This window comes from Gillisella vitis (assembly GCF_001541345.2).
Classification (GTDB): Bacteria; Pseudomonadota; Alphaproteobacteria; order Rhizobiales; family Rhizobiaceae; genus Allorhizobium; species Allorhizobium vitis.
This window is the reverse complement of record NZ_LMVL02000008.1, coordinates 42,771-67,783: the sequence shown is the minus strand read 5'-3', so window position 1 is coordinate 67,783 and position 25,013 is coordinate 42,771. Positions and strand designations below refer to the sequence as shown.

Annotated in this window: 22 protein-coding genes; 16 read left to right on the top strand and 6 right to left on the bottom strand. The window is 57.6% G+C overall.

The window, feature by feature from the left end; translation table 11 throughout:
* Positions 1 to 62 precede the first annotated feature (62 nt).
* The 5 genes from ASB66_RS22425 to queF all read left to right on the top strand — a co-directional run bounded on the left by ASB66_RS22425 (position 63) and on the right by queF (position 4,736).
* Entirely contained in the window at positions 63 to 2,252 is a 2,190-nt protein-coding gene (locus ASB66_RS22425; RefSeq protein ID WP_060719893.1) for an anthranilate synthase, read from the top strand.
* Positions 2,249 to 2,746, top strand: coding sequence for a GNAT family N-acetyltransferase (locus ASB66_RS22420; RefSeq protein WP_060719894.1), 498 nt, complete (start codon positions 2,249 to 2,251; stop codon positions 2,744 to 2,746). Before ASB66_RS22425 ends, ASB66_RS22420 begins: the two co-directional genes overlap by 4 nt.
* A 33-nt stretch (positions 2,747 to 2,779) precedes the next feature.
* Positions 2,780 to 3,151, top strand: a complete 372-nt coding sequence (locus ASB66_RS22415; RefSeq protein ID WP_060719895.1) for a hypothetical protein — start codon at positions 2,780 to 2,782, stop codon at positions 3,149 to 3,151.
* Between the two features lie 209 nt (positions 3,152 to 3,360).
* Entirely contained in the window at positions 3,361 to 4,275 is a 915-nt protein-coding gene (locus ASB66_RS22410; RefSeq protein ID WP_114386935.1) for a cation diffusion facilitator family transporter, read from the top strand.
* Entirely contained in the window at positions 4,272 to 4,736 is a 465-nt protein-coding gene (queF, locus tag ASB66_RS22405; protein WP_060719897.1) for a preQ(1) synthase, read from the top strand. Before ASB66_RS22410 ends, queF begins: the two co-directional genes overlap by 4 nt.
* A 678-nt stretch (positions 4,737 to 5,414) precedes the next feature.
* On the opposite strand, the gene ASB66_RS22400 is transcribed toward queF, so the two are convergent.
* A complete protein-coding gene (locus ASB66_RS22400) occupies positions 5,415 to 6,233 on the bottom strand; it encodes a DUF2076 domain-containing protein (protein WP_060719898.1) in 819 nt (272 codons plus the stop codon).
* A gap of 156 nt (positions 6,234 to 6,389) precedes the next feature.
* On the bottom strand, positions 6,390 to 6,962 hold the full coding sequence (locus ASB66_RS22395) for a HupE/UreJ family protein (RefSeq protein WP_060719899.1): 573 nt from the start codon (positions 6,960 to 6,962) through the stop codon (positions 6,390 to 6,392).
* A gap of 205 nt (positions 6,963 to 7,167) precedes the next feature.
* Between ASB66_RS22395 and ASB66_RS22390 the strand changes: the two genes are divergently transcribed.
* Both ASB66_RS22390 and ASB66_RS26340 read left to right on the top strand, forming a co-directional pair.
* On the top strand, positions 7,168 to 8,619 hold the full coding sequence (locus ASB66_RS22390; RefSeq protein ID WP_060719900.1) for a protein adenylyltransferase SelO: 1,452 nt from the start codon (positions 7,168 to 7,170) through the stop codon (positions 8,617 to 8,619).
* A gap of 144 nt (positions 8,620 to 8,763) precedes the next feature.
* The gene (locus ASB66_RS26340) at positions 8,764 to 9,702 is read left to right on the top strand and encodes an extensin-like domain-containing protein (protein ID WP_081089181.1); all 939 of its coding nucleotides are present in this window, start codon (positions 8,764 to 8,766) and stop codon (positions 9,700 to 9,702) included.
* Between the two features lie 30 nt (positions 9,703 to 9,732).
* Here ASB66_RS26340 and ASB66_RS22375 read toward each other — a convergent pair whose 3' ends face one another.
* The gene (locus tag ASB66_RS22375) at positions 9,733 to 11,919 is read right to left on the bottom strand and encodes a TonB-dependent hemoglobin/transferrin/lactoferrin family receptor (RefSeq protein WP_060719903.1); all 2,187 of its coding nucleotides are present in this window, start codon (positions 11,917 to 11,919) and stop codon (positions 9,733 to 9,735) included.
* A gap of 222 nt (positions 11,920 to 12,141) precedes the next feature.
* Complete coding sequence (locus tag ASB66_RS22370) at positions 12,142 to 13,809, bottom strand: formate--tetrahydrofolate ligase (protein WP_060719904.1); 1,668 nt, start codon at positions 13,807 to 13,809, stop codon at positions 12,142 to 12,144.
* Positions 13,810 to 14,684: 875 nt separating this feature from the next.
* Here ASB66_RS22370 and ASB66_RS22365 point away from each other — a divergent pair.
* Both ASB66_RS22365 and ASB66_RS22360 read left to right on the top strand, forming a co-directional pair.
* Complete coding sequence (locus ASB66_RS22365; protein ID WP_158544231.1) at positions 14,685 to 15,362, top strand: helix-turn-helix transcriptional regulator; 678 nt, start codon at positions 14,685 to 14,687, stop codon at positions 15,360 to 15,362.
* Positions 15,363 to 15,401: 39 nt separating this feature from the next.
* Positions 15,402 to 15,851 (top strand): PAS domain-containing protein, encoded by a 450-nt coding sequence (locus tag ASB66_RS22360; RefSeq protein WP_141748657.1) that lies wholly within the window; start codon positions 15,402 to 15,404, stop codon positions 15,849 to 15,851.
* Positions 15,852 to 15,889: 38 nt separating this feature from the next.
* Here ASB66_RS22360 and ASB66_RS22355 read toward each other — a convergent pair whose 3' ends face one another.
* Together ASB66_RS22355 and ASB66_RS22350 are read right to left on the bottom strand one after the other, a co-directional pair.
* The gene (locus ASB66_RS22355; protein WP_060719907.1) at positions 15,890 to 16,999 is read right to left on the bottom strand and encodes a DUF2333 family protein; all 1,110 of its coding nucleotides are present in this window, start codon (positions 16,997 to 16,999) and stop codon (positions 15,890 to 15,892) included.
* A gap of 179 nt (positions 17,000 to 17,178) precedes the next feature.
* The gene (locus ASB66_RS22350; protein ID WP_060719908.1) at positions 17,179 to 17,757 is read right to left on the bottom strand and encodes a thymidine kinase; all 579 of its coding nucleotides are present in this window, start codon (positions 17,755 to 17,757) and stop codon (positions 17,179 to 17,181) included.
* On the opposite strand from ASB66_RS22350, the gene ASB66_RS26115 reads away from it, so the two are divergent.
* The 7 genes from ASB66_RS26115 (at position 17,750) to aptA (ending at position 24,799) form a co-directional block, all read left to right on the top strand.
* Entirely contained in the window at positions 17,750 to 18,106 is a 357-nt protein-coding gene (locus tag ASB66_RS26115) for a hypothetical protein (RefSeq protein ID WP_147274069.1), read from the top strand. The two genes, ASB66_RS22350 and ASB66_RS26115, sit on opposite strands and share 8 nt — an antisense overlap.
* 20 nt (positions 18,107 to 18,126) lie before the next feature.
* Positions 18,127 to 19,092, top strand: a complete 966-nt coding sequence (choX, locus tag ASB66_RS22345; RefSeq protein WP_060719958.1) for a choline ABC transporter substrate-binding protein — start codon at positions 18,127 to 18,129, stop codon at positions 19,090 to 19,092.
* Positions 19,093 to 19,342: 250 nt separating this feature from the next.
* Positions 19,343 to 20,188 (top strand): choline ABC transporter permease subunit, encoded by an 846-nt coding sequence (gene choW, locus ASB66_RS22340; protein WP_060719909.1) that lies wholly within the window; start codon positions 19,343 to 19,345, stop codon positions 20,186 to 20,188.
* Positions 20,185 to 21,228 (top strand): choline ABC transporter ATP-binding protein, encoded by a 1,044-nt coding sequence (gene choV, locus ASB66_RS22335; protein ID WP_060719910.1) that lies wholly within the window; start codon positions 20,185 to 20,187, stop codon positions 21,226 to 21,228. The genes choW and choV overlap by 4 nt, the downstream gene beginning before the upstream one ends.
* Positions 21,229 to 21,428: 200 nt before the next feature.
* On the top strand, positions 21,429 to 22,160 hold the full coding sequence (locus tag ASB66_RS22330; RefSeq protein ID WP_060719911.1) for a HugZ family pyridoxamine 5'-phosphate oxidase: 732 nt from the start codon (positions 21,429 to 21,431) through the stop codon (positions 22,158 to 22,160).
* A 137-nt stretch (positions 22,161 to 22,297) separates the two neighbouring features.
* Positions 22,298 to 22,615: an ArsR/SmtB family transcription factor gene (locus ASB66_RS22325; RefSeq protein ID WP_015916773.1), complete on the top strand. Its 318-nt coding sequence runs from the start codon at positions 22,298 to 22,300 to the stop codon at positions 22,613 to 22,615.
* 858 nt (positions 22,616 to 23,473) lie between these two features.
* Positions 23,474 to 24,799 (top strand): omega-aminotransferase AptA, encoded by a 1,326-nt coding sequence (aptA, locus tag ASB66_RS22315; protein ID WP_114386953.1) that lies wholly within the window; start codon positions 23,474 to 23,476, stop codon positions 24,797 to 24,799.
* Positions 24,800 to 25,013: the final 214 nt, after the last annotated feature.

Genomic DNA, 25,013 nt, shown 5'->3' with positions numbered 1-25,013 from the left:
GAGGCGGCTTTTTTGTGTTCATGGCCCCTCACTGACGGGCTTTACGATGAGGAAGAAGCGCCATGGCAACCATTATTCGCGACGATAATAGCGATGTCTACCAAACCCGGGGCGGGATTACGGTCACGCGCCAGCGTCGTGCCACACCCTATGCCGATGCAGTGTCCAGCTATGTCGAAAAGCTGGATGAGCGGCGCGGCGCGGTGTTTTCCTCCAACTATGAATATCCGGGCCGCTATACCCGCTGGGATACGGCCATTGTCGATCCGCCGTTGGGCATTTCCAGCTTTGGCCGCGCCGTATGGATCGAGGCTTACAATGGCCGGGGCGAAGTGCTGCTGTCGCTGATCGCCGAAAAGCTGAAGACCGTGCCGGAACTGGTGCTGGGCACGCTGACCACAGAGCGGCTGGACCTGACGGTGAAGACCCCCGACCGGGTGTTTACCGAGGAGGAGCGCTCCAAGGCACCAACGGTATTTACTGTGCTGCGCGCCATTACCGATCTGTTCTATTCGTCTGCCGATAGCAGCATCGGCCTGTTCGGGGCTTTCGGCTATGATCTGGCCTTCCAGTTTGATGCCATTGATCTGAAACTGAAGCGGCCGGACGATCAGCGCGACATGGTCCTGTTCCTGCCCGATGAAATTCTGGTGGTTGACCACTATTCCGCCAAGGCCTGGATTGACCGCTATGATTTCGAAAAGGATGGCATGACCACGGCGGGCAAGGCCGAGACCATTGCGCCGGAGCCTTTCCGTCACACCGATACCATTCCGCCGCGCGGCGATCACCGGCCCGGCGAATTTGCCGAACTGGTGGTGAAGGCCAAGGAAAGCTTCCGCAAGGGCGACCTGTTCGAAGTGGTTCCCGGCCAGAAATTCATGGAACGGTGCGACAGCAAGCCCTCGGATATTTCCAAGCGGTTGAAGGACATTAACCCGTCGCCCTATTCCTTCTTCATCAATCTCGGCAATCAGGAATATCTGGTCGGCGCTTCGCCGGAAATGTTCGTGCGCGTCAACGGACGGCGCATCGAGACCTGCCCGATTTCTGGCACGATCAAACGCGGCGACGATCCGATTGCCGATAGCGAGCAGATCCTCAAGCTGTTGAATTCCAAAAAGGACGAATCCGAACTGACCATGTGTTCGGATGTCGACCGCAACGACAAGAGCCGGGTCTGCGAGCCGGGTTCGGTCAAGGTGATTGGCCGTCGCCAGATCGAAATGTATTCCCGGCTGATCCACACGGTGGACCATATCGAGGGCCGGTTGCGCGACGATATGGATGCCTTCGATGGCTTCCTCTCCCATGCCTGGGCGGTGACTGTTACCGGCGCGCCAAAACTCTGGGCGATGCGTTTTGTCGAAGCCCATGAGAAGAGCGCACGCGCCTGGTATGGCGGCGCGGTCGGCATGGTCGGCTTCAATGGCGACATGAATACCGGGCTGACGCTGCGCACAGTGCGCATCAAGGACGGTATTGCCGAAGTGCGGGCCGGTGCGACGCTGCTCAATGACAGCGATCCGCAGGAAGAAGAAGCTGAAACCGAATTGAAGGCATCGGCCATGATTGCTGCAATCCGTGACGCAAAGACCGGCCATAACGCCAAGGCCCAGCGCGGCGTGGCGGCTGTCGGCCATGGCGTGAAAATCCTGTTGGTCGATCATGAGGACTCATTCGTCCACACGCTGGCCAATTATTTCCGCCAGACCGGCGCCACCGTCAGCACGGTGCGTAGCCCGGTGCCGGAGGAGGTGTTTGACCGCCTGAACCCCGATCTCGTCGTTTTGTCGCCTGGACCGGGTTCTCCATCGGATTTCGATTGCACGGCGACGATCAAGAAAGCGCGTGACCGCAATCTGCCGATCTTCGGCGTGTGCCTTGGTCTCCAGGCGCTGACGGAGGCCTATGGCGGCGTGCTGCGGCAGCTGGATGTGCCGATGCATGGCAAGCCGTCGCGCATTCGCGTGCTGGAACCCGGCATCGTGTTTTCCGGCTTGAACAAGGAAGTCACGGTCGGGCGCTACCACTCAATCCATGCCGATCCGGCCATGCTGCCGAAGGATTTCATCATCACCGCCGAAAGCGAGGATGGGACGATCATGGGTATCGAGCACGCCAAGGAGCCGGTTGCCGCCGTGCAGTTCCACCCGGAATCGATCATGACACTCGGCAACGATGCCGGGATGCGAATGATCGAGAATGTGGTGGAAAAGCTGGCCAAGCGGGCGAAGGTGAAGGCGGCGTGAGTACGCTAATCATTCAGCCAATAGAAGCGAGCAATGTCGAGAGCTTTCATCAGGCTCTCGACACCGTGGCGCGCGAGCGCCGCTATCTGAGCATGGTGGAAGCGCCGCCACTGGAGCGTGTGCGGGATTTCGTGGCTGACCTTAAGCACGGCAACAATCCGCAGTTCGTGGCACTTGATGGTGCGCGCGTCGTCGGCTGGTGCGACATTCGTCGCCACGACCGAGAAATCCATGCCCATCGCGGCGTGCTGGGCATGGGCATTATCGATGGCTACAGGGGCGCTGGCCTCGGCAAACGGCTGATTGAAACCACCCTTGCGGCATCATGGGAAATCGGTCTGCACCGGGTGGAACTCGATGCTCACGCCGATAACGACCGCGCCATCCGCCTTTATGAAAGCGTCGGCTTCCTCCGCGAAGGTGTTGCCCGCGATGCGGTACGGATTGATGGGCGATTTGTCGATGTCATCCATATGGCGATCTTGCGAGGCTGATGCTTTTTATCAAACGCGAGATCTGGAGATCTTATGAAGCTGGCTTGGGTGGTTGTTATTGCAGCAGTTCATTTGCAGAGCATGACTTTGCCGGTCTCTGCCGACGATCTCTATAGCGCGTCGCCGGACGTGATCTGCAAACGGGAAATGCTTTACCTGGACGTCTGGAAGGCACAGTCCGTCATCGCCGATGTGGATTATGACCAAGCCGGGCAAGGACGCTTGCATGTTAATAATCGATCTTGGCTGAAAATTACCTCAGATCAGCAGCGGGCGATTGCAATCGCTGCTTTTTGCCCGGTCGCCGTTCGTTTCGGCAAAGGAGAACTGATCGTGTCGAGTAATGACGAGACGCTCTGGGGCTCGGTCGTCAATGGGGTCTGGCATAACCGTCTGGCACCCTGACGACAGGTCCTAAGGCGACTATTTGATTTAGAGATTGCTACTATTTATTAACGCCGCTTTGGATTATCCATCCTTCGGGTTTGACAGATTAGCAGATATCAAGGATATGAGACCCATCATAAACCGTCCAGCCTTTGCAGGCTTGGGCGGTTTTGCCGTCTTAAGGGCATGAATTTTGCAACTGGTTCGCAAATGCAGGAGTGGGCGTGATGTCCGAGCATAATCCTATCGTCAAGCGTCTGGCCTTCTGGGGCATTCCGCTATCTTTCGGCGTGCTGGGCCTGAAGCTCCTGGCCTGGTGGGTCACGGGGTCCGTGGCGTTGCTATCGGATGGGTTGGAATCCACCGTCAATGTGGTGGCGGCTTTCATCGCCTATTTCGTCATCGGCTATGCCCAGAAGCCTGCCGACCACGACCACCCCTATGGGCATCACAAGGCCGAATATATCTCGGCTGTTATCGAAGGCGTGCTGATCGTCATTGCCGCGCTGCTGATCATGAAGGAGGCGGTGGCCGCCCTTGAAGCACCAGCCATGCTGGATGCCCCGGCGCTTGGCCTGGCGATCAATTTTACCGCCGGTGTCGTCAATGCGGTCTGGGCGACAATCCTGATCCGGGTCGGCAAGGCCAACCGCTCCCCCGCCCTGACGGCGGATGGCCAGCATATCATGTCGGATGTGGTGACATCGGTGGGCGTGCTGATCGGCCTTGTTCTGGTGGTGATCACCGGTTATGCCATTCTCGATCCGCTGCTGGCTATTCTGGTCGCCTGCAACATCATCTATCAGGGCTGGAAAGTGATCAGCCACTCCGTCGATGGCTTGATGGACAAGGCGGTCGAGCCAGCGGAAGAAGATGCCATCAAAAAGGCGATTGCCGATCACGCCAGTGGCTCGCTCGGAGTGCATTATCTGCGCACCCGCCGGGCTGGAGCCGCGACCTTTGTTGGCTTCGACCTCGTCGTGCCAGCCGTGATGCCGGTGGGCGAGGCGCATGAGATTTGCGACAGGCTGGAAGCGGCGGTACAAGCCGTGCAGCCGGGCGCGCGGGTGACGATCCATGTGGAGCCGGAAAGCGAAGAGGCCCATGGCGTCCGTGTCAAATTTGAAGGAGAACATGCATGAGCAAGACCGATGTTTCCGGCCTGTCCCAACTGGGTCGCCAGGTGGATGCGCCGACCAGCCCTGAATCGGCGGTGCTGGAACGGGTTCCCAATACCAATGCCGGAACCGATTATGTCGTACGCTTCACCGCGCCGGAATTCACCTCGCTCTGCCCGATGACCGGCCAGCCGGATTTCGCCCATATCGTCATCGATTATATTCCGGGCGATTTCCTGGTGGAATCCAAGTCACTGAAACTGTTCATGACCTCGTTCCGCAACCACGGCTCCTTCCACGAGGATTGCTCGATCTACATCGCCAAGCGGTTGGTGGAACTGCTCGACCCGAAATGGCTCAGGATCGGCGCCTATTGGTACCCACGCGGCGGCATTCCCATTGATGTGTTCTGGCAGACCGGTGAAGCGCCGACGGGTGTCTGGTTGCCGGATCAAGGCGTGCCGACCTATCGTGGGCGGGGGTGAGTGGGATGGGAAGATTTGACCTCTTCCCACCTCGAATAGATAGTGCTTTGCCCAAAAAATTATCGTCGTGTCTACGGTTATCTTTTCCGATATCCCTTGTGGAATCTGACGCCAGAGTGAGCAGCATATGCCAAGGAGAAAGCAGTTCAAGGCTATTGGCCACGACATTCTTCGAACCTTCGCCAGCTGATATAATGACCTCAATGGTTACTGGGCCTTGGGCCAATATGTCGCCTTCCTCCATGGTCTAGGCAAGCACCAAATCGAATTTGATCTGGAGCGCGGGACAGTCGTTCCTGACAATGCCGATTTCACATTGTCCGCTCTCTATTATCGGACGGCGATCCATCGCATGATGGCGGCGAATACTATGCCCCGAACGTGGTTGGCTGGCGCGACCATCCGGGTTTCAATCATGGGTTCAACCACAGCGTCGTGTGAAATTGAAATCGTCTCGGATCTCGGTAAAACCTACCGCAGCGACTATAGCCTAACGGCACGGCCTCACGATCCGGATAGGGAACATCGACGGATAGATACTTTCGGACCTTCGAACCAACTGGGGCGTTAGCATTCATCGGAAAAAATTGACCTCGATTGTTCCTTTCGGTCCAATGTGCAGTTCAGTTTGTTTTTAAGCCGCGCGTTGCCTTGCGCGGCTCCTGATGACCGCTTGGGTCACGCATTCATGCTGTCATCGCCACCGAAATCACTGTCGTCGAAGCTGCTATTGTCATAGCTGTCATTGTCAGTGTCGAGGCTGGCCTGCTGGAAGCCGCTGCCATCGCTTTGAGCGGGCGTGTCGTCGCGGCCATTCTCGGTGATGTTGTAGGTATTGTTGTTGATGATGGTTTCCTCGACCGGTGCTTGAGCCACGCCGCCCATTCCCCCAGCGCCCAGCATATTGCCGAAGCCGCCGCCGTGGGTGGTGAAGATATCGCGCACCGCATCAGCCACCAGCACGCCACCTGCAACACCTGCCGCCGTGGTCAGGGCGCCGCGCAGAAAGCCGCCGCCGGCTGGTGCTGCGGCTGGTTGTTGCCATTGGCTACCTGCTGGGGCTTGCGCGCCCCATGGGCCGGATTGTGGCGGGGCGCTGCGGCTGTAATCGTCATAGCCGCGGTTCTGCGCTGGTGCGGCACCCCAAGGCCCGGCATTACGGGATGGAGCAGGCGCTTGGCTGCCGCCTCCAAAAATCGAGCTGATACCGCCTAGGAAGCCACCGCCTTGCTGCTGCGCGGGCGGTTGGGCCGGTCCACGGGACAGTTCGTCCTGCAAATGGGCGATCTGGTCTTCGAGATCGCGGATCTTGGCGGTCGCTGCCTCCAGGCCTTTTTCTTGAATAATCACCGCCTGGGCCAGATAATAGGTGGCATAGGGCTGGCTGCGCAATTCGCCTTCGATCAGGCTTTCCGCCTCGCGGTCGCGCGGCGTTGAAGACGCCTGGCGCACGCGGTCAAACAATTGGGTCAGTAACTGGCGCTCTTCCGGTGACATGGATCTCATCTCCGATGACATGACTGACCATGATCTAGGGTGGCAATCATGGCTGTTCCAAGCCCTTGTGAATTACAAATATGTAACCTGTTCTGTTCCACGACGAAAAACGGCGGGATTTCTCCCACCGTTGCTGGTCTTGCCTTGATTGGACTATCAGCCGAGCATCAGGGCCGCGCCGCCAAGCGCCGTGGCCACACCGAGCAGACGGGTGACGCGCGGACCGAAGCGGTTGAGACCGACGCCAAGGCCAATACCGACCGCATGCAGCGCAGCGGTGGCGATCAGGAAGCCGAGGCCGAATTCCAGCGCACCGGCGCCAGCCAGTTCGGTGCCATGCGCATAGCCATGGAACAGCGCGAAAAGAGCGACGACGGCGGATGCGCCAGCCGCAGGCATGCGCACGGCAGTTGCAACCAGCAGACCGAGTCCCATGACGGAGGCCAGAATGGCTGGCTCGACGAAGGGAAGATGGACGCCTGCCAGCGCCAAAAGAAAGCCAATCGCCATGGTGCCGACAAAAGCGGCGGGCACAGCATACAGTGCCTTGCCGCCCTGCTGGGACGCCCAGAGACCGACGGCGACCATGGCCATGATATGGTCAGGTCCGGTCAGGGGATGGGAAATCCCAGCAAGCACCGAGCCGTGTTCGGCGGGGTTCAGATGGGCGAAGGCCGGTGCGGCGGCGCTGGCGAAAATGGCAGCGGTGAATGAAAAACGTTTGAACATCAACAGTCCCTCTTTTTGGTCAACCTGGCGTCCGGGATTCGGTCCCGCCGGTTTCCTCTTTATGTCAGCGACGACTGTAACGTAAGCAATTTTCAATTGTCCATGCGCAATTTGCCGGGGATGCGGCTTCGTCACAGCTCTTGCCTTGCACTCCCATGCCGCTGCGCCACATATACACGAATGAACGTTGCCCGGAGAAACTCAGATGTTTGCCTTTGACAATAGCTACGCCCGTCTGCCGGAACCGTTTCACGCCGCCGTTCTGCCGCAACCCGTGGCGCAGCCGAAGCTGATCAGGTTCAACCATGCGCTTGCGCAGGACCTGGGCCTAGACATGCAGGGCAAGGATGACGCTGCGCTAGCAGAGATCTTTTCCGGCAACCGTATCGTTCAGGGTGCTAGCCCGCTGGCCATGGCCTATGCCGGGCATCAATTCGGCAATTTCGTGCCGCAACTGGGCGATGGCCGCGCCATTCTGCTCGGCGAGGTGCTGGATCGTCATGGGCGGCGGCGCGATATCCAGCTGAAAGGCGCGGGCCCCACACCCTTTTCCCGCAATGGCGACGGACGAGCGGCGCTTGGCCCTGTGATCCGCGAATATATCGTCTCGGAAGCGATGCATGCGCTCGGCCTTCCCACCACACGGGCGCTGGCCGCCGTTGCGACCGGCCAGCCGGTCAGACGCGAAGTGGCGCTGCCCGGCGCTGTGTTGACGCGGGTTGCCGCCAGCCATATCCGCGTCGGCACCTTCCAGTTCTTTGCTGCCCGCCAGGATAATAACAGCCTGAAGGCATTGGCCGATCACGTCATCGACCGGCATTATCCCATCCTCAAAGACACCGACAACCGCTATCTGGCGCTGCTGAACGCCATTGCCGACCGGCAGGCGGCACTGATTGCCCGCTGGCTATCGATCGGCTTCATCCATGGGGTGATGAATACCGACAATGTTGCGGTGTCAGGCGAGACCATCGACTTCGGCCCCTGCGCTTTTCTGGATGAGTATAATCCGAAAAAGGTGTTTTCCTCCATCGACCAGCGCGGCCGCTATGCCTATGCCAACCAGCCCGGCATTGGCCAATGGAACATGGCGCGGCTGGCCGAATGCCTGCTGCCGCTGTTTGAAGGCGGCGAGGATAAGGCCGTGGAAGACGCCAATGCGGCGCTGGCCCGCTTCGGAGAAGTCTTTCAGACCTATTGGCTCGCGGCTTTCCGCGCCAAGCTGGGCGTGACGGGTACTGATGAAGCCGATCTGGCGCTGATCAACGATTTCCTTGGCTTGATGGAGACAAATGAGGCGGATTTCACCCTGACCTTCCGCCAGCTTGGCAGGATTGCCAGGGGCGGCGTAGCACAGGATCTGATACCGGAAACCGACGCGCTGATCGCCTGGTTGATCCGCTGGCGCGCAAGGCTCGGATCGGAGCGCCCGGCAGAGATGATCGAAGCGGAAATGCAAACCATCAACCCTGCCCTCATTCCCCGCAACCACCGCATTGAAGAGGCGATCTCGGCTGCGGTCTATGACGATTATTCGTTCTTTGAACGGCTGACGCAAGCACTGGAACGGCCATTTGAAGAGACGGAAGCCACCGCAGATCTCAGAGTGCCGCCGACAGTGGACGAGCGAGTAGCGCGAACCTTTTGCGGGACGTGACACTCCACCGCTATACCCAAACCTCTATTCAAGGCAGTCTATCGTCCAGTAGCAATCAACCATATGCGGCATCGGGCTTAAGACACTGAAACCAATTGCAGGCTCAAACGTTCCCTTCAGCGACAAACCTTGGGGGACTGCTCAATGAAATGCAAAACGCTGCTGCTGGCCTTAAGCCTGATATGCCTGAGCGGCGCGTCTCTCCCTCCCAAAGACGCCCTTCCCGAACAGGGACCCGTCCCCGATAGTAAACCGAAAACCGCAACCGACACGTCAGATACGTCCTCCGGCGTTAAAGGCTCCGACACAAAAAAGGATGCCGGCAAGCCCGGCGATACATCGGCCCCGGTTCCGGCACCGGAAACCGTTCCCGTGCCGGCGCCATCGCCCGCCGCGCCAACCCCTGTCCCGGCCCCTACCCCGGCCTCACCTGCCCAAGCCCCATCGGCGGAGCCGGCACCGGCCCCAACACCAGCTCCAGCTCCGCCTCCGCCGCCGCCAATCATGACGGAGGACCCGCAGGCCTATAATCAATGCCTCACTGACCTGAAAGCGGCAGGCGCGCAATTTACCGAACGGCCCCGGATCGATGACGGCGATGGCTGTGGCATCGACAAGCCGCTGGAGGTGACGGAAATTCTGCCAGGCGTCAGCCTGAAGCCAAAAGGGACATTGCGCTGTGCGGCGGCTTTGGAACTGTCACAATGGCTGAAAACCGTGGTCGTGCCTGCTGCTGAACAGGCCCTGCCCGACAAGGGCAGGCTGAAGGGCGTCGACCAGGCTTCCACCTATATCTGCCGAAACCGCAACAGTCTGAGCACCGGCAAAATGTCTGAACATGCCAAGGGCAATGCCATCGACATCGCCGGACTGGAATTCGAAAAGGGCGCCGTTCCCATGAAGATCGTACCCGACAGCGAGCCCACCCTGCCCGGCGCCTTCCAGCGGACGGTCAATGCCTCGGCCTGCCTCTACTTCACCACTGTTCTCGCCCCCGGCGCCGACGAGACCCACAAGGACCACTTGCATCTGGATCTCATCAAGCGCCGCAACGATTTCAGGGTCTGCCAAGAACCGGATTGACCGGCCTGAGCCACATCCCGGGGTCAACCATCAGAACTTCTGAGAAATGGCGATCTTGAAATACCGCCCGGCCTCCGAATAGAGCGCATTGGCATTGGCGACGTCCTTCACTTCAAGCGCGTCGTAATATTGCTTGTCGAACAGATTGTAGACACCGGCCTGAAGGCGCAGGCCCTTGGTCTGTTCCGGTTCCCACCATCCCGTCAGGTTGACGACGCCGTATCCCGCAGGCTTGGTAGAGGCGCTGGATTTGTCGGAGACGGCAGCGGCAGCAACGAGGCTCACATCCGTACCCCAGGTTTCCCGTTCATAGCCGACGCCGACAATGGCTTTTAGCGGCGGTACCGTGCTCAACAATTCGTCGGTGTCTAGATCCGTGCCGCGTGCATAGAACATCGAGCCATGCAGGTTGATGCCGTTGGCAAAGATCTTGTGGCCCTCGATCTCGACACCGCTGATGCGGACATTGGCGCGGTTGATATATTCGTAGGTGCCGAGCACATAGCCCGTGGTGCGGATGATATCCGAGGTGTCGATGAAATTCTTGTAGCGAGTGGTAAAGGCGCTGATACGGCCACCGAAATCCTCGTTGCCGAGATTGGCGCCGACATCAAAGCCCCAGCTGGTTTCCGGCTTCAGATCAGGATTGCCGATCGAGCGATAGAGCGGTGCATTGTCATAATCCACATAGAGTTGGTAGGCATTGGGCGACTTGAAGGCCGTGGAAAACTGGGCGTAAAGCTCGGCATCCGGTGTTGCCTGCCAGGCGGCGCGCAGCTTGGGCGAAAGGTGAGCGCCGTCCTGCCCCTCGGGCATGGTTCCCTTATAGCTATCGGTCTCCTGCGGGTCTTCCTTGTACCAGTCGAGGCGCAGGCCGGGCGTGATCGAAACGGGGCTGTTGCCCAGCGAAATCTTGTCCTCGACAAAGGCGCCGAGCTTGTAGGAATTCACGTCAGGCGAATAGGACTGGTTGGTGTGGTAATAGGCGCAGCCTGAAACGTAAGTGACTGAGCAAGTGTCCTGACCGGCGAGATAATAGCTGCTCTGGCTGAAGCGGATGTCAGCGCCGAATGTCAGCTTGTGGTTCAGCGCGCCGGTGCTGAAATCGGAATTGGCATAGGTGTTCAACCCGATGTCGCGCTGTTCGCTCTCCATGGACCGGTCGTAAATGCCGATTGGAGCCGTCAGACGGTAGCTGGATGTGCCTTCCACGCGGGTCGCGCGCTGCCAGTAAAGGGTGGCGAAGGCGCTGTCGATCCAGCTATCCGCAGAGGTGCTATCATAGACATAGTCGAGCGAAACCCGATCGCGGCCCTTGTCCTGGATATAATCGTAATCACCAGCGCGATAGGTCGTGCCGTAGCTGGTATTGGACTTGTAATCCTTCTTGGAATTATAGTCGTAATGCTCCGCTGTCAGGCCGATCGTATGACCGCCTTCCAGCTCCTGGCGGATCTTGAACAGGAAATTGCGGTCGTTATAGCTCATCGGATCGGCTTCCGTCCGGGTTCCGCGCGTGCCGCCGACATCGCCCGTCGTCTCGGTCTCATGGCCGTATTTGTAGGAAGACTGGAACAGTACCGAGGTATTGCCAAATTTCTTGGCAATGGCTCCTGAGGCGGTCAACGACCTGTCCGAGCCGTCATAGCCGAGCTTGACGATACCGCCAAAGCTCTTGCCGTCGCCGATCAAATCCTCGGGCTCATAGGTATGCAGAAGAAGCGCGCCACCCAGCGCGCCGGACCCGGCGCGGCTGGAATCGGCGCTGTGCAGCACATCCACCGACGACAGCGAGTTGAAATCATAGGTGTCGGCACCGCCGCCATAGCTATAGACCGTATCGAAGAAATAGGGCACGGGAATGCCGTCAATCGTGGTCAGTACCCGGTCGGCCTCAAGGCCGCGAATGTTGACGCTCTTGGAATTCTTCACATAGGTCACGCTCGGCTCGACCGTATTGCCGAGGTCATCGACATCATCGATCTGCTTCTTCTGCAACTGCTCAGCCGAGGTATGGGTCGCCACCGGCGTGTCTTCCACGGAACCCTTTACAACCTTCTGGCCCTTGACGGTAATGGTGGAAAGTTCGGTCTGGCTGTTAGAGCCAGAGTTTTCCGCCGTTTTTGCCGCTTCCTGCGCGATGACAGGCACAGCCGCAGTGAAGGAGCAAAGTGCCGTGCAGGCAAACAGAACAGGCCGAATTCCCCGAAAAGACATGGTGCAAACTTTCAATACGGCGCACGAAACCCCTCGGCTACAGGGCAGTGCAGCCGGTTTCGCACGCAATTGGTCGTCCCCGAAACAAAGGCGCGGCAGACATGCGCGCCTTAATTCGGACACTTATTAAACATGATTTTTTATGTCAAGATTAAAAACATGATTAAATAAATCATGTTATATTTTGCACTTTACTGATGTAAAACAACGCAGCACTCTTCTTTAGAACAGGCCTTCGACCAGTCCATCATCATCGAGCCGGATGGTTTCGGCTGCTGGCTTTCTCGGCAGGCCGGGCATGGTCATGATATCGCCGGTGATCGCCACCACAAAACCGGCACCAGCTGATAACCGCACGTCGCGAACATGCACTTCGTGGCCATCGGGAGCGCCCAGCAGCGACGGATCGGTCGAGAAGGAATACTGGGTCTTGGCGATGCAGACCGGCAGGTTGCCATAGCCCATAGCCTCGAACTGGGCGAGCTGATCGATGACAGCACGGTCCGCCGTCACACTCCCCGCGCGGTAAATCCGCTTGGCAACCGTCTCGATCTTGGCAAACAGCGGCAAGTCATCTGGGTAAAGCGGCTGGAAATCGGCAATGCCGCTATCGGCAATGGCTGCCACTTTCCTCGCCAGTTCCTCAATGCCCGCACCACCCTCGGCCCAATGACGGCAGAGCACGGCTTCGACGCCGATACTGGCGGCATAATCCTGAAGCGCGGCGATTTCCGCTGGCGTGTCGGAGAGGAAATGGTTGATGGCGACAATGACAGGCACACCAAAGCCCCTAACATTTTCCACATGCCGCCCAAGGTTGACAGCACCCCGGACGAGTGCGGCCACATCCTCGTGGCCAAGCTCCGTTTTGGCAACACCGCCATTCATCTTCAACGCCCGCACCGTGGCAACGATGACAGCAGCCGCCGGGCGAAGACCGGCCTTGCGGCATTTGATATCGAAGAATTTTTCAGCCCCCAGATCGGCCCCAAAGCCCGCTTCCGTCACCACATAATCGGCAAGCTTCAAGGCTGCCCTCGTCGCCACCACCGAATTGCAGCCATGGGCGATATTGGCAAACGGGCCGCCATGCACCAGCGCCGGATTGTTTTCCAGCGTCTGCACCAGATTGGGCTGCATCGCTTCTTTCAGAAGAACCGTCATGGCTTGATGGGCATGGATGTCGCGGGCATGCACGGGCGTCTTGTCACGCCGATAGCCGATGACGATCTGGCCCAGACGTTCTTCGAGATCGGCCAGATCGCGGGCAAGACAGAGGATGGCCATCACTTCTGAGGCAACAGTGATGTCAAAGCCGGTTTCGCGCGGAAAGCCGTTGCGCACGCCGCCCAGAGCGCCAACCATCTCGCGAAGCGCCCGATCGTTCATGTCCACCACCCGACGCCAGGCGATACGGCGTAAATCCAGATCCTGTTCATTGCCCCAGTAAATATGGTTGTCGATCATCGCCGCCAGCAGATTATGCGCGGAGGTGATGGCATGGAAATCGCCGGTGAAATGCAGGTTGATGTCTTCCATCGGCACGACCTGAGCGCGCCCGCCGCCAGCAGCGCCGCCCTTGACCCCGAAACAGGGACCGAGCGACGGCTCACGCACGCAGACCATGGCCTTCGCTCCGATACGGTTCAGCCCATCCACAAGGCCGACCGTCGTCGTGGTCTTGCCCTCGCCTGCTGGTGTCGGATTGATTGCCGTCACTAGGATGAGCTTGCCATCCTGGCGATCCGCCAACGAATGCAGGAATGAAGCGCTGATCTTAGCCTTGTCATGGCCATAGGGCTGTAAATCACCGGGGTTGATTCCCAGACGCTCGCCAATCTGCGTGATCGCAAGCTTCGATGCTGCACGTGCAATTTCAATATCCGACATCAGCCTGTTAACCCTGTCTCTACACCGTTTCCGGCACTTTTCTTTCAGGCAGCTCGCGCTACAGCGCCATGCATTTTATAAAACACACAAAGAACGCTGTAACAGTTTAAATCTGCTGCATAATTTCCCCTTTAAATCGATTCCGATTTAAGGAGTTATGCAGTAGCCGCGCGTCTACCCTTTACATCAAGTCTTCAAGACGCTCACGCATCCTTGCCGCGAAAGCATGGAAAATATCGCAAAGGCAATACGATAGGCCATCTTCCGTTGCGCATCGTCTTACCGCATAATTCAGCGCGCCCGGTAGAGCGCGATGCAAAAATTCTCCTGCCTGCGGAAAACCTCGGGAAACCATGAAACGGCCCACCTCGGACGGAGTAATTGCCAAGGACAAAAGAACAGCCTAAATCCCTATAAAAGCCCTAGATGACAAAACCCATTTCGAGGTAGGATTTCACGGAGGAGCAATCTCGCAGACGTTGACCGCCGCAAGCTCAACAGAAAGCGCTTATTTTCGCAGGACACGTTATTACCTTGACTTTTAAGGGGACCGGCGCTCATTTAATACTCGCTTCGATGCATTTTCCACTGCATAGACGCGGAAGTGGCGCACTAAAAGAAATGCAACCAAAAAGCATCGTTACAACCTCTTCAATTAAAGCAAAAATATATATTTTTTTGCTAATGAGTTCACAGAGTTTTGAAAGACATTTTTTGAAATTAATCGATAAGAACTTTCGAAAGCTCTAGGATCTAATATATAAAATCCCTCTATATCCGCTTCGTCGCCAAACACACCGCCCTTACCTCAAATTCAGTCGCCCCTCATGTTGATCGCCGAGCGCCAGACACTGCTCAGTACAGAAATAACCGCAATGGAAAGCCGTGAGCATTGCACGGATGTCCTGCGCAATGTTGCCCAGGCGTTTGGCCTGTCGCATGGCAGTATCCTGATCGCACCGTGTGCGACCGATGTGCATCTCATGCCGCTGGTCATGGAAACCACCTTGCCGATGGAATTCGGCCATGAGTTCGACCGCCACCAGTTCGTGAAATTCTGCCCGGTGGTCAAGAAATTTGCCGGCTCGATCCTGCCGCAAACCTGGGACATGAAATTCAGGGAACCGAATGACATGGCGGAGGAATGGCCGCCTGCCATGCGCGACCTGATGTTGCGGTTCAAACTGATCGTCGGCGTTGTCTTCATTTTCCCCTCCCTTGATTCCCGGCTGTATTTCATGCGGTTCGATGGAGACCGCTCGCCTCTTGCCCAATGCGAGGTTAATGAACTGGGCATGCTGGCAATGGCGGTTTTCGACACCTATGACCGCCTCCGCCGCACGGAATTGATGAATGTCGATGTTCTCTCCGTGCGCGAGTTGGAAGTGCTTCGCTGGACGGCGCAGGGCAAAACCTCAGTGGAAATTGGCCAGATCCTCAGCCTCTCCGACCACACCATAAACGCGTATATGACAACAGCTATGAAAAAGCTGGATTGCGTCAACCGGACGCAATTGGTAGCAAAGGCCATTAGGCTGAAGCTCATTCAATAATTCATTTGCTTCAGCCAAGCCAAAAGGGAGGCTTTTCACTTGGCTTGGCGCTCGAACAAACCGCGGCCTTGTCCGCTTCAAGATTTTCATTCAATTGGATTGCAAGAATGTGATGTCGTCAACCTCACCCAGGCCATGAATATCTGTGGCTTCTGGCGACTGGATATAGATCAGGGCCATTTATATGGCACGCCGCATGTGTCGAAACTCTACGAGCTAGACCATGCTGAAGGTCCATTGAATGTAAAGGATCTCTGCGACCGCATGCACCCGCAGGACGTGGACCAAGTGATGGACAGCTATTATCGCGCCGCCACCAGTCGTGGTGTTTTCCACAGTATCCACCGGATCATCACCACAAGCGGTACCTTGAAATATATTCGTACCGTCGGCCTCTATCATCCCGTGGAAGGAGGATCAGGCGAATATCGCGGCATGCTGCATGAGTTGTTTCAACTGGAACCCACGGCAAGCTTCATCGAATTGTAAGACATGGCCCGGCGGTCTGCCCGCCGGGCCACTGACCGTCAGCGTTGCAGGACGGCTCGCAATTCCACCATATTGGCGCGCACACGCAACGTGTAGAAGCCCATGGTCGAGAGGTGGTTCGGCATGAACAACCCGTCCTCGCTGCCGTTGGAGACAATCATCGGCTGAACCTTGAGTGCAGCTTCGAACTGCTTTTCCAGCTCCGCCCAGATCGCCGTCAGATTGCGTTCGCGCACCACGTCGATGAAATCGGCCTTTGCCGCCTGAAACAGGGCGTATTGTCCATAGAGTTGGCCATAGGCGAACCAGAAACGGTCGTCGGCCCGCGTGTCGAACCAGCCGCCATTATGCTCTTCCGAGCGGCGGCGCAGAATGTCGGATGTGTTGCCGAGGTCGCTGGCCAATCCATCGAGCAGTTTGACGAGATTGTCAGCCCGGGCGTCAAACACAGCCTTACAGGTCTCAAGATCTGAATTAAAACCGCGCCAGCTGGTGATTGCGGCGCGATAATAGCTTGGCGTAGGCGTCTTGAAGCCAAAAGGATTGGCGCCGAAATACCAGGTGCCTTCGTTAAACTGGATATTGCCACGCGCATCCTGCAGATCGGTATTGATACCGGACGTGCCCCTCACCCGGCCCAGATCGTCGGCCAATACGATGCCAACCCGGCGCGCTACCTGGTTGATACCGCGCTGAAACGAGGCCTTGTTGTCGAAGAACGGCGTGTCATCCCAGCTCATCCCGAACAGGCCAAGCTTGTAGAGCAGTGTCGAAGACACCCAGACATTCTGGTTGACATTGGAATCCGTCAGGTCGGCAACCGTGGTGACGATAGCGGAATTCTGGCAGGTGCCGGGCTTGTCGGCAATCTGCTGTCCGGCGGCAACCTTTCGGTCGGCAAAGCCATAGGCCTTGGCAAAGGCCGGATCAAAGCCATACCAGACCTGCGTGCGCCACAAAAACTGCCCATAGGCCGCAATCAGCACCAAGACGATCAGGGCGACGGAGCCGCGGAAAATATAGGCCCGCTTACCCGCTTCGCTATGGCGGGCGCGGAAGGGCCAGGCCACCGCCGTATAGAGAAGATTACCGCTGCGCCGAAGCGCTCCCCAGAGCCCTCGGAAAAACCCCGTTAGCGCATTCAGCATCTGCCCTGTCTCCCGTCCTGTGGTCATGGCAACGGCGGACGCACGGCGTCCGGTCACTGCTCAACAGATATGTCTGCCCATCAACAATAACAACGACAAACCGGCGTTTTTAAGCGGTCTCGCTTTGCAAGGGACGATATTTTCAAGAATAGCCCGCTGAATTTGCCAAAAGGCAATTTTCAACCATTGAACAGTTCATCCCAATGCAGGCGGCAGAAGGACACGTATTTTTCGTTACCCCCGACTTCGATCTGTTCACCCTCACGCATCACCTGGCCGCTTGCATCGAAGCGGGCATTCATCGTCGCCTTGCGGCCGCAATGGCAGATCGTACGGATTTCCCGCAATTCATCGGCAATACCCAGCAGCAGTCGGGAGGCGGGAAACAGCTGACCCTGAAAATCCGTGCGCAACCCATAGGCCATGACCGGAATGTGCAGGCGGTCGGCAATCCGCGCCAATTGCCAGACATGGTGCTCGCTCAAAAAATTGGCCTCATCGACAAACACGCATGCAATCGGCTCGTGCGCATGCATGGCCTCAACCACGGCAAACAGATCGGTTCCCGGCTCAAAGGTTTCCGCCGGGCTGGACAGCCCAATGCGGGAAGCGACCCGGCCACGCCCGGCTCGATCATCCAGTGCGGCGACAAAAATCACCGTGCGCATACCGCGCTCCTGATAATTGTAGGAGGCCTGCAACAGCATGGTGGATTTACCGGCATTCATGGCGGCATAATTGAAATACAGCTTGGCCATCAGCACCAGCTCCCTGCGGTTCGTCTCTTGGCGCCGCCATGCAGCACAAAAACGAGGCGGTTTTAACCCGCAAAATCGAAAATCCCACGATTTCTGTCGGGATTTCGACAAGAGATCAGAACAGGGGTTGGACAAGACCGTGCCACAAAATCCTTCCCCGGAACGCCTCGTCATAAAAAAAATCAACCACACGGATGCCTACCTGCTCTGCACCCGAGCAGCCCGGATTTGCGGCGATACAGCACATTTTCAGGTCGGGATGACAAAATGTCGCAAATACCCCCTATGGACCGGCGCGAACACGCAGGCTTGCCTCGGCTGTTTATGTATTCATAATGCCGGGAACTAAAAAAGGAGCATAATATGCCGATTGCCAAGACACTGAAATTTGCACTGCCGAAATACGCGCTGGCCTTGGCCGGATGCGTCGCAGCATTCAGCCCGGCTGCCTTTGCGGCGGAAGCCGCCAGTTGCGGCACCGTTCGCATCTCGGATGTCGGCTGGACGGACTTGGCCTCCACCAATGCCTCCTTCGTCACCGTTCTGGAGGCACTGGGTTATAAGGCCGACGTCAAGACGCTCGGCGTACCCGTGACCTATTCCTCCATGAAGAACAAGGATATCGACGTCTTCCTCGGCAATTGGATGCCAGCCCAGAAGGAAGCCATCCAGCAATATCTCGACGACAAATCGATCGACAGCGTCGCCGTCAACCTTGAAGGCGCAAAATACACGCTGGCCACTAATGCGGCTGGCGCCAAGCTCGGCATTAAGAGCTTCAAGGATGTCGCCGCCCACAAGGCCGAACTTGATGGCAAGATCTACGGGATCGAGCCGGGCAATGAAGGCAATGGCATGATCGTGTCGCTGATCGACGGCGACAAATTCGGCCTCAAGGGCTTCAACGTCGTCGAAAGCTCCGAACAAGGCATGTTGAGCCAGGTGACCCGCGCCGACAAGGAAAACAAGCCAGTGATCTTCCTGGCCTGGGCGCCACATCCGATGAACACCGCCCACCAGATCACCTATCTCGCCGATGGCGACGACACGGTGTTCGGCCCCAATTACGGTGGCGCGACGGTTTATACGGTGGCGCGCGGCGGCTATGCCAAGGAATGTCCAAATGTCGGCAAGCTGCTCACCAACATGAAGTTTTCGCTCGACATGGAAAATGCCATCATGGGCAAGATCCTCGATGATGGCGAAGACGCCGACAAGGCTGCCAAGACCTGGTTGAAGGCCAATCCAACCGTGATCGAGCCCTGGTTGGCTGGCGTCACCACCAAGGATGGCAAGGACGGACTGGCGGCGGTCAAGACCAAGCTTGGCTTGTAAGCACCACTGGCAGTCTATCCAATAATCGCCGCTGGCCGCCTGCAAATGGCAATTTCTGCGCTTCCGGTACTCACGTACGTTAAGTACGCTCCGTTCCGGTTCTCGAAATCACCATTTTCGCCAGGCCAGCAGCAATTCTTGAACAGACTGTGAACGATAGCGCCGGGGCGAAACATTGCGCCCTGGCACCGCTATTCCTTATTCTCTTTTTTTACGCATTTCCTGCAAATGCTCGAAAGGATGCGTTTCAGTGGATTGGCTGACTGATTTCAAAATTCCCATCGGCCCCACCGCCAAAGTCGTTGTTGACTGGCTGACGGCCAATGGAGCCTGGTTTTTCGACTGGCTCTCCCACCTCATTTCAAGCAGTATCGATGGCGTTCTGTTCGTGCTGCAATATCCCCACCCGCTGGTGACGGCACTTGCCATCAGCATTATCGCCTGGCTGCTACGCCGCTCCCTTCTCGTGGCGATCTTCACCTTTCTCGGCCTCGCGCTGATCATCAACCAGGGCTATTTCAAGGAAACCACCGAGACGCTGGCCCTGGTTCTGGCCTCCACCGCCGTCTGCATGGTGATCGGCGTGCCGCTCGGCATCCTGGCCGCGCGCCGGACATGGATCTACGCGCTGATGCGCCCGGTCCTGGACCTGATGCAAACCATCCCGACCTTCGTCTACCTCATCCCGGCGCTGATCCTGTTCGGGCTCGGCATGGTTCCCGGCCTGATCGCCACGGTGATCTTTGCCGTCCCCTCACCCATCCGCCTCACCCGGCTCGGCATTGTCTCCACCCCTTCCTCCCTGGTGGAAGCTGCCGTTGCCTTCGGCGCCACGCCCACCCAGGTGCTGCGCAAGGTGGAATTGCCCTATGCGCTGCCACAGATCATGGCGGGGCTGACCCAGACCATTATGCTGTCGCTTTCCATGGTGGTGATTGCCGCCCTGGTCGGCGCTGCCGGTCTCGGTGTTCCGGTGGTGCGGGCGCTGAATACCGTCAATATTGCCAGAGGTTTCGAAGCGGGCCTTTGTATCGTCATTCTGGCGATCATTCTGGACCGGATGTTCCGCATTCCATCGGCGGGAGATGACCAATGAGCGATGCAGTCATCTTCGGAAATGTCGACATCATCTTCGGTGATCGGCCCCAAAAGGCGCTTGCCCTGGTCGATCAGGGCCGGACACGCGACGAGATCAACACGGAAACCGGCCTGATCCTCGGCGTGGCCAATGCCTCGCTGACCTTGAAGGAAGGCGAAATCCTGGTGCTGATGGGCTTGTCCGGCTCCGGCAAATCGACGCTGCTGCGGGCCGTCAACGGGTTGGCGCCTGTGGTGCGCGGCTCGGTGTCGGTCAAGTCACGCAATGGCTTCGTCGATCCCTACCAGGCCAGCCGCAAGGCATTGCGCGACCTGCGCATGCACAGCGTCTCGATGGTGTTCCAGCAATTCGGCCTCTTACCCTGGCGCAGCGTTGCCGACAATATCGGCTTCGGGCTGGAATTGGCCGGGGTCGGCGAAAAGGAACGCCGGAAAATCGTTGCCGAGCAGTTGGAACTGGTCAACCTGACGCAATGGGCCGACCGCAAGGTGGACGAATTGTCCGGCGGCATGCAGCAGCGGGTTGGTCTGGCCCGCGCCTTTGCCACCGGCGCGCCGATCCTGTTGATGGACGAACCGTTCTCGGCGCTCGATCCTCTGATCCGCACCCGCTTGCAGGATGAATTGCTGGAGTTCCAGCACCGGCTGAAAAAGACCATCCTGTTCGTCAGCCACGATCTGGATGAGGCCTTCCGGATCGGCAACCGCATCGCCATAATGGAAAGCGGTCGGATCATCCAATGCGGCACACCGCAGCAGATCGTCCAGAACCCGGCGGATCAATATGTCGCCGATTTCGTGCGTAACATGAACCCGATCAGCATGCTGACGGCGAGAGATGTCATGACCGCCGGCACCAGTCACACGCCGGGTGTCGGCGTCACCGCCACCGCCGCGCCGGAAACGCCGCTGATCGATATTCTTGACGCCATGGCCCGCCAGCCAGGCCTGGTCGGCGTGGTGGAGAACGGCACGGTGATTGGTGCGATCGGCGCGCAGGATGTGGTCTCGGCCCTGACCCGGCACCGCCAGACCTGACGTAGAAAGGCTGAACACACGACGTTGTGCGGAGAAGGCGCAGAACGACACCATTTACCCAAGGGCCGCCGCTTACGGTATCGCGTTTTTATAAAGCCGTGATGCCGTAAGTGGCGGCCCTTGACGCTTTCGCGTGACGGAACGCTACGGTATGGTCGGAGCCCTGCCCCACCGCCAGCCATAAACCATGAGACAACCCGATGATCGACCGCCCCTCTCCCATCCGTCCGACCGATGACGAGGCGCGGCGCCAAGCGCGAACCCTGTTGCGCAGCGCCACCCATGTTCCCTTGGGCGTTCTCGATCCGCAAACCGGCGGGCCTTTCGTCAGCCGCGTGCTGATGGGCACCATGCCGGATGGAACGCTGACGGTTTTGGTCTCGCGCCTGTCGGCTCACACCAGGGCCATGCTGGCCGATCCCCGCGTATCGCTGCTGGCTGGCGAACCCGGCAAGGGCGATCCGCTCGCCCATCCACGTCTCAGCGTGCAATGCCTTGCAAGCCCGGTGGACCCCGACAGCGACATCCATCAGACGATGCGCCGCCGCTTCCTGGCCCGTCATCCCAAGGCAAAGCTCTATATCGACTTTCCGGATTTTCTGTTTTTTCAGCTCATGCCACAACGCGCCGCTTTAAACGGCGGGTTCGGAAAAGCCTTTGTCCTTGATGGAGCCGATCTGTTGATTCGAACAGAACTGAGATTTGCCGACGGCAAAACCGAGGATCAAACCATACAAGATTTAGGGTATGGACTTCTGAAAATCATAAAAAATCCCCCTTATCATACGGGGCAAAAGTCGAAGGGAAAAGTCACAATCTGCGGGTTGGATGCGTCCGGAATCGACTTTTTTTGGGGTAAAAGGCTGTTTAGATGCGAATTTGAGCGTGAAATTGTGTCTTTGGACACACACCCTTCACTCCAATCTAATTAAGATGAAACGATACCTTAAATTTAGGCATATACAATCCTCCTCATATTGCTAGACTCTAGGCGTAGGGTTTTTTGTGGGACGCAACAACCAGGGCCTGCCATGTGTGCAGGCCAATCGCTTCAAAGGAAGATTGAGAGATGAAAGCCAATGACTTGTCTGATCACTCGAATGCGGCTGCCGGCCTGCTCACGGCCATGGCCAATCCTAAGCGACTGATGATCCTGTGCAGCCTGGTTCAGGGTGAGGTGCCGGTTGGCGTTCTCGCCTCGCAGGTTGGCTTGAGCCAGTCGGCGCTGTCGCAGCACCTCTCCAAGCTTCGCGCCCAGAAGCTGGTCAAGACCCGCCGCGATGCCCAGACCATCTATTATTCCAGCACATCGGATGCCGTCATGAAAGTGCTCGGCACGCTCGAGGATATTTTCTGCCATCAGGAAAGCAGCAGAAACGCTGCTTGAATGATAACGCTGACATAACAGTTCGACCTAAAATAAAGGCGGCTTGGTGTTGAAAAATACACCGGCCGCCTCGACTATCCCCGCCTGAACCGTTGTAAGCGGCACAGCAGCCAGCGCGAATCTGCATTAATGGCTATTCCTGACAGCAAGCTGAACAGGCAATCTGCTTCATAAAATTTCAGATTTCAAAATCCATTAGCGACTTTCGGCGCTCGTCAAACGACATAACCGAGCCTATCCGGCCAGAAGATAACAGACCCCGAACCACCAATGCAGTTCGGAGCCCGCTCTCTTCATAAAAGCGTCTATTCCTGCTCCTGCACACTTCAAATCCCATGAGACTTAAAGAGTTATGCAGCAGTGGCCGCCGGTCGATCGATGCTGTCGAACTGCCCTTCGATCCTGCATCTGATCATGCTGGCATATACCCATGACGAGCTTGCGCCGACCTTGCCCGCTGAACGTGCAATCCGTGATGCTTTCGTATTTTGCGTTTTATCAAATGCAGAAAAATGCTGCGCCGTTATCGCGTTTCAACTCCATTTCCTCCTGATGCCAATTCTGGTTTGATCAGGACATTATGCATCAGAAGAAACACTGGTTTTGCTGATTATTCAGGATAGCCGCCCTCTGGCCGCTTGACGGCACAAGGCCGGCTGCTACTTTGACCGCGCGGTAAATTTATGCGGAGCGGCTGACCTATCAGGACGGCTGATTTGCCAGTTACAGCGCCATATGTCCATGTCACTGCGGCATGACCTTCACTCTATGAAGACGCTAATCCCGCAGCCGATCAAACCACCGGATATGGCACCGAAACCACTGACACGGCCCGCGGAAAGGGCCATGGAGATCATCATGTCCAATCGCACCAACATTCCAAACGACCTGCGCGCCTTCTGGATGCCGTTTACCGCCAACCGCCAATACAAGCAGGAGCCGCGCCTGTTCGTTGGCGCCAAGGACATGTATTACACCACCCATGATGGCCGTCAGGTTCTGGATGGCACGGCGGGTCTATGGTGCGTCAATGCCGGCCATTGCCGCCCGCTGATCACCGAAGCGATCCGTCAGCAGGCGGGGGAGCTGGACTATGCCCCGGCCTTCCAGCTCGGCCATCCCAAGGCCTTCGAACTGGCCAACCGCCTGGTGGATATTGCCCCTGCTGGCATGGAGCATGTGCTTTACACCAATTCCGGTTCTGAATCGGTCGAGACCGCGCTGAAGGTGGCGCTGGCCTATCACCGGGTCAAAGGCAATGGCTCGCGCTTCCGCCTGATCGGCCGCGAACGCGGCTATCACGGCGTCAATTTCGGCGGCATTTCGGTGGGCGGCATCGTCTCCAACCGCAAGATGTTCGGCACGCTTTTGACCGGCGTCGACCACATGCCCCACACCCATCTGCCGGAAAAGAACGCCTTCACCAAGGGGCAGCCGGAGCATGGCGGTGATCTCGCAGCCGAGCTGGAGCGCATCGTCACCCTGCATGACGCCTCCACAGTCGCTGCCGTCATCGTCGAGCCAGTCGCAGGCTCCACCGGCGTGCTGATCCCGCCGAAGGGCTATCTGCAAAAGCTGCGCGACATCTGCACCAAACACGGCGTCCTGTTGATTTTCGATGAAGTCATCACCGGCTATGGCCGTCTCGGCGCGCCGTTTGCAGCCCAGTATTTCGACGTCACGCCGGACATTATCGTCACCGCCAAGGGCCTCACCAATGGCGTCATCCCGATGGGCGCGGTGTTCGTCACCGCCGAAATCCACGATGCGTTCATGGCTGGCCCGGAACACATGATCGAGTTCTTCCACGGCTATACCTATTCCGGCAACCCGATTGCGTCTGCCGCAGCGCTCGGCACACTCGATACCTACAGGGACGAAGGCCTGCTGACCCGCGCCAGCGAACTTGCCCCCTATTGGGAAGAACAGCTGCACAGCCTGGCCGATTGCCCCAATGTCATCGATATCAGAAATATCGGCCTGATCGGCGCCGTGGAGCTGAAACCCATCGATGGTGAACCCACCAAACGCGCCTTCAACGCCTTCCTCAAGGCCTACGAAGACGGGTTGCTGATCCGCACCACCGGCGACATCATCGCGCTGTCACCGCCGCTGATCATCTCCAAGGCAGAGATTGACCAGCTGTTTGACAAGCTGCGCAAGGTACTGATGAGCAATATTTGAGGACAGTTGCGCGTTAGAGACGATAAAGGCGGCGGGTTTCCTGCCGCCTTTTTTAATAAAAGTTCGCGCCTCTGAACAAAGTGTTGAAGCAGTTCATCCGCTTGCTATATGTCGCTTTCAGAAGATATCCAGTCACTTCAACTTGCGACACATGCCCTTATTTTCAGGCACTTTCGAATGGAATCTCGTTGCGAACTTCTCCCTAAAATGATCT

What these genes read in the sequence shown, in the direction of transcription:
- ASB66_RS22425 (WP_060719893.1), top strand. Translation starts at nt 63, where the DNA reads ATGGCAACCATTATTCGCGACGATAATAGCGATGTCTACCAAACCCGG.
- ASB66_RS22415 (WP_060719895.1), top strand. Translation starts at nt 2,780, where the DNA reads ATGAAGCTGGCTTGGGTGGTTGTTATTGCAGCAGTTCATTTGCAGAGC.
- ASB66_RS22410 (WP_114386935.1), top strand. Translation starts at nt 3,361, where the DNA reads ATGTCCGAGCATAATCCTATCGTCAAGCGTCTGGCCTTCTGGGGCATT.
- queF (WP_060719897.1), top strand. Translation starts at nt 4,272, where the DNA reads ATGAGCAAGACCGATGTTTCCGGCCTGTCCCAACTGGGTCGCCAGGTG.
- ASB66_RS22400 (WP_060719898.1), bottom strand. Translation starts at nt 6,233, where the DNA reads ATGTCACCGGAAGAGCGCCAGTTACTGACCCAATTGTTTGACCGCGTG.
- ASB66_RS22395 (WP_060719899.1), bottom strand. Translation starts at nt 6,962, where the DNA reads ATGTTCAAACGTTTTTCATTCACCGCTGCCATTTTCGCCAGCGCCGCC.
- ASB66_RS22390 (WP_060719900.1), top strand. Translation starts at nt 7,168, where the DNA reads ATGTTTGCCTTTGACAATAGCTACGCCCGTCTGCCGGAACCGTTTCAC.
- ASB66_RS26340 (WP_081089181.1), top strand. Translation starts at nt 8,764, where the DNA reads ATGAAATGCAAAACGCTGCTGCTGGCCTTAAGCCTGATATGCCTGAGC.
- ASB66_RS22375 (WP_060719903.1), bottom strand. Translation starts at nt 11,919, where the DNA reads ATGTCTTTTCGGGGAATTCGGCCTGTTCTGTTTGCCTGCACGGCACTT.
- ASB66_RS22370 (WP_060719904.1), bottom strand. Translation starts at nt 13,809, where the DNA reads ATGTCGGATATTGAAATTGCACGTGCAGCATCGAAGCTTGCGATCACG.
- ASB66_RS22365 (WP_158544231.1), top strand. Translation starts at nt 14,685, where the DNA reads ATGGAAAGCCGTGAGCATTGCACGGATGTCCTGCGCAATGTTGCCCAG.
- ASB66_RS22355 (WP_060719907.1), bottom strand. Translation starts at nt 16,999, where the DNA reads ATGCTGAATGCGCTAACGGGGTTTTTCCGAGGGCTCTGGGGAGCGCTT.
- ASB66_RS22350 (WP_060719908.1), bottom strand. Translation starts at nt 17,757, where the DNA reads ATGGCCAAGCTGTATTTCAATTATGCCGCCATGAATGCCGGTAAATCC.
- choV (WP_060719910.1), top strand. Translation starts at nt 20,185, where the DNA reads ATGAGCGATGCAGTCATCTTCGGAAATGTCGACATCATCTTCGGTGAT.
- ASB66_RS22330 (WP_060719911.1), top strand. Translation starts at nt 21,429, where the DNA reads ATGATCGACCGCCCCTCTCCCATCCGTCCGACCGATGACGAGGCGCGG.
- ASB66_RS22325 (WP_015916773.1), top strand. Translation starts at nt 22,298, where the DNA reads ATGAAAGCCAATGACTTGTCTGATCACTCGAATGCGGCTGCCGGCCTG.
- aptA (WP_114386953.1), top strand. Translation starts at nt 23,474, where the DNA reads ATGTCCAATCGCACCAACATTCCAAACGACCTGCGCGCCTTCTGGATG.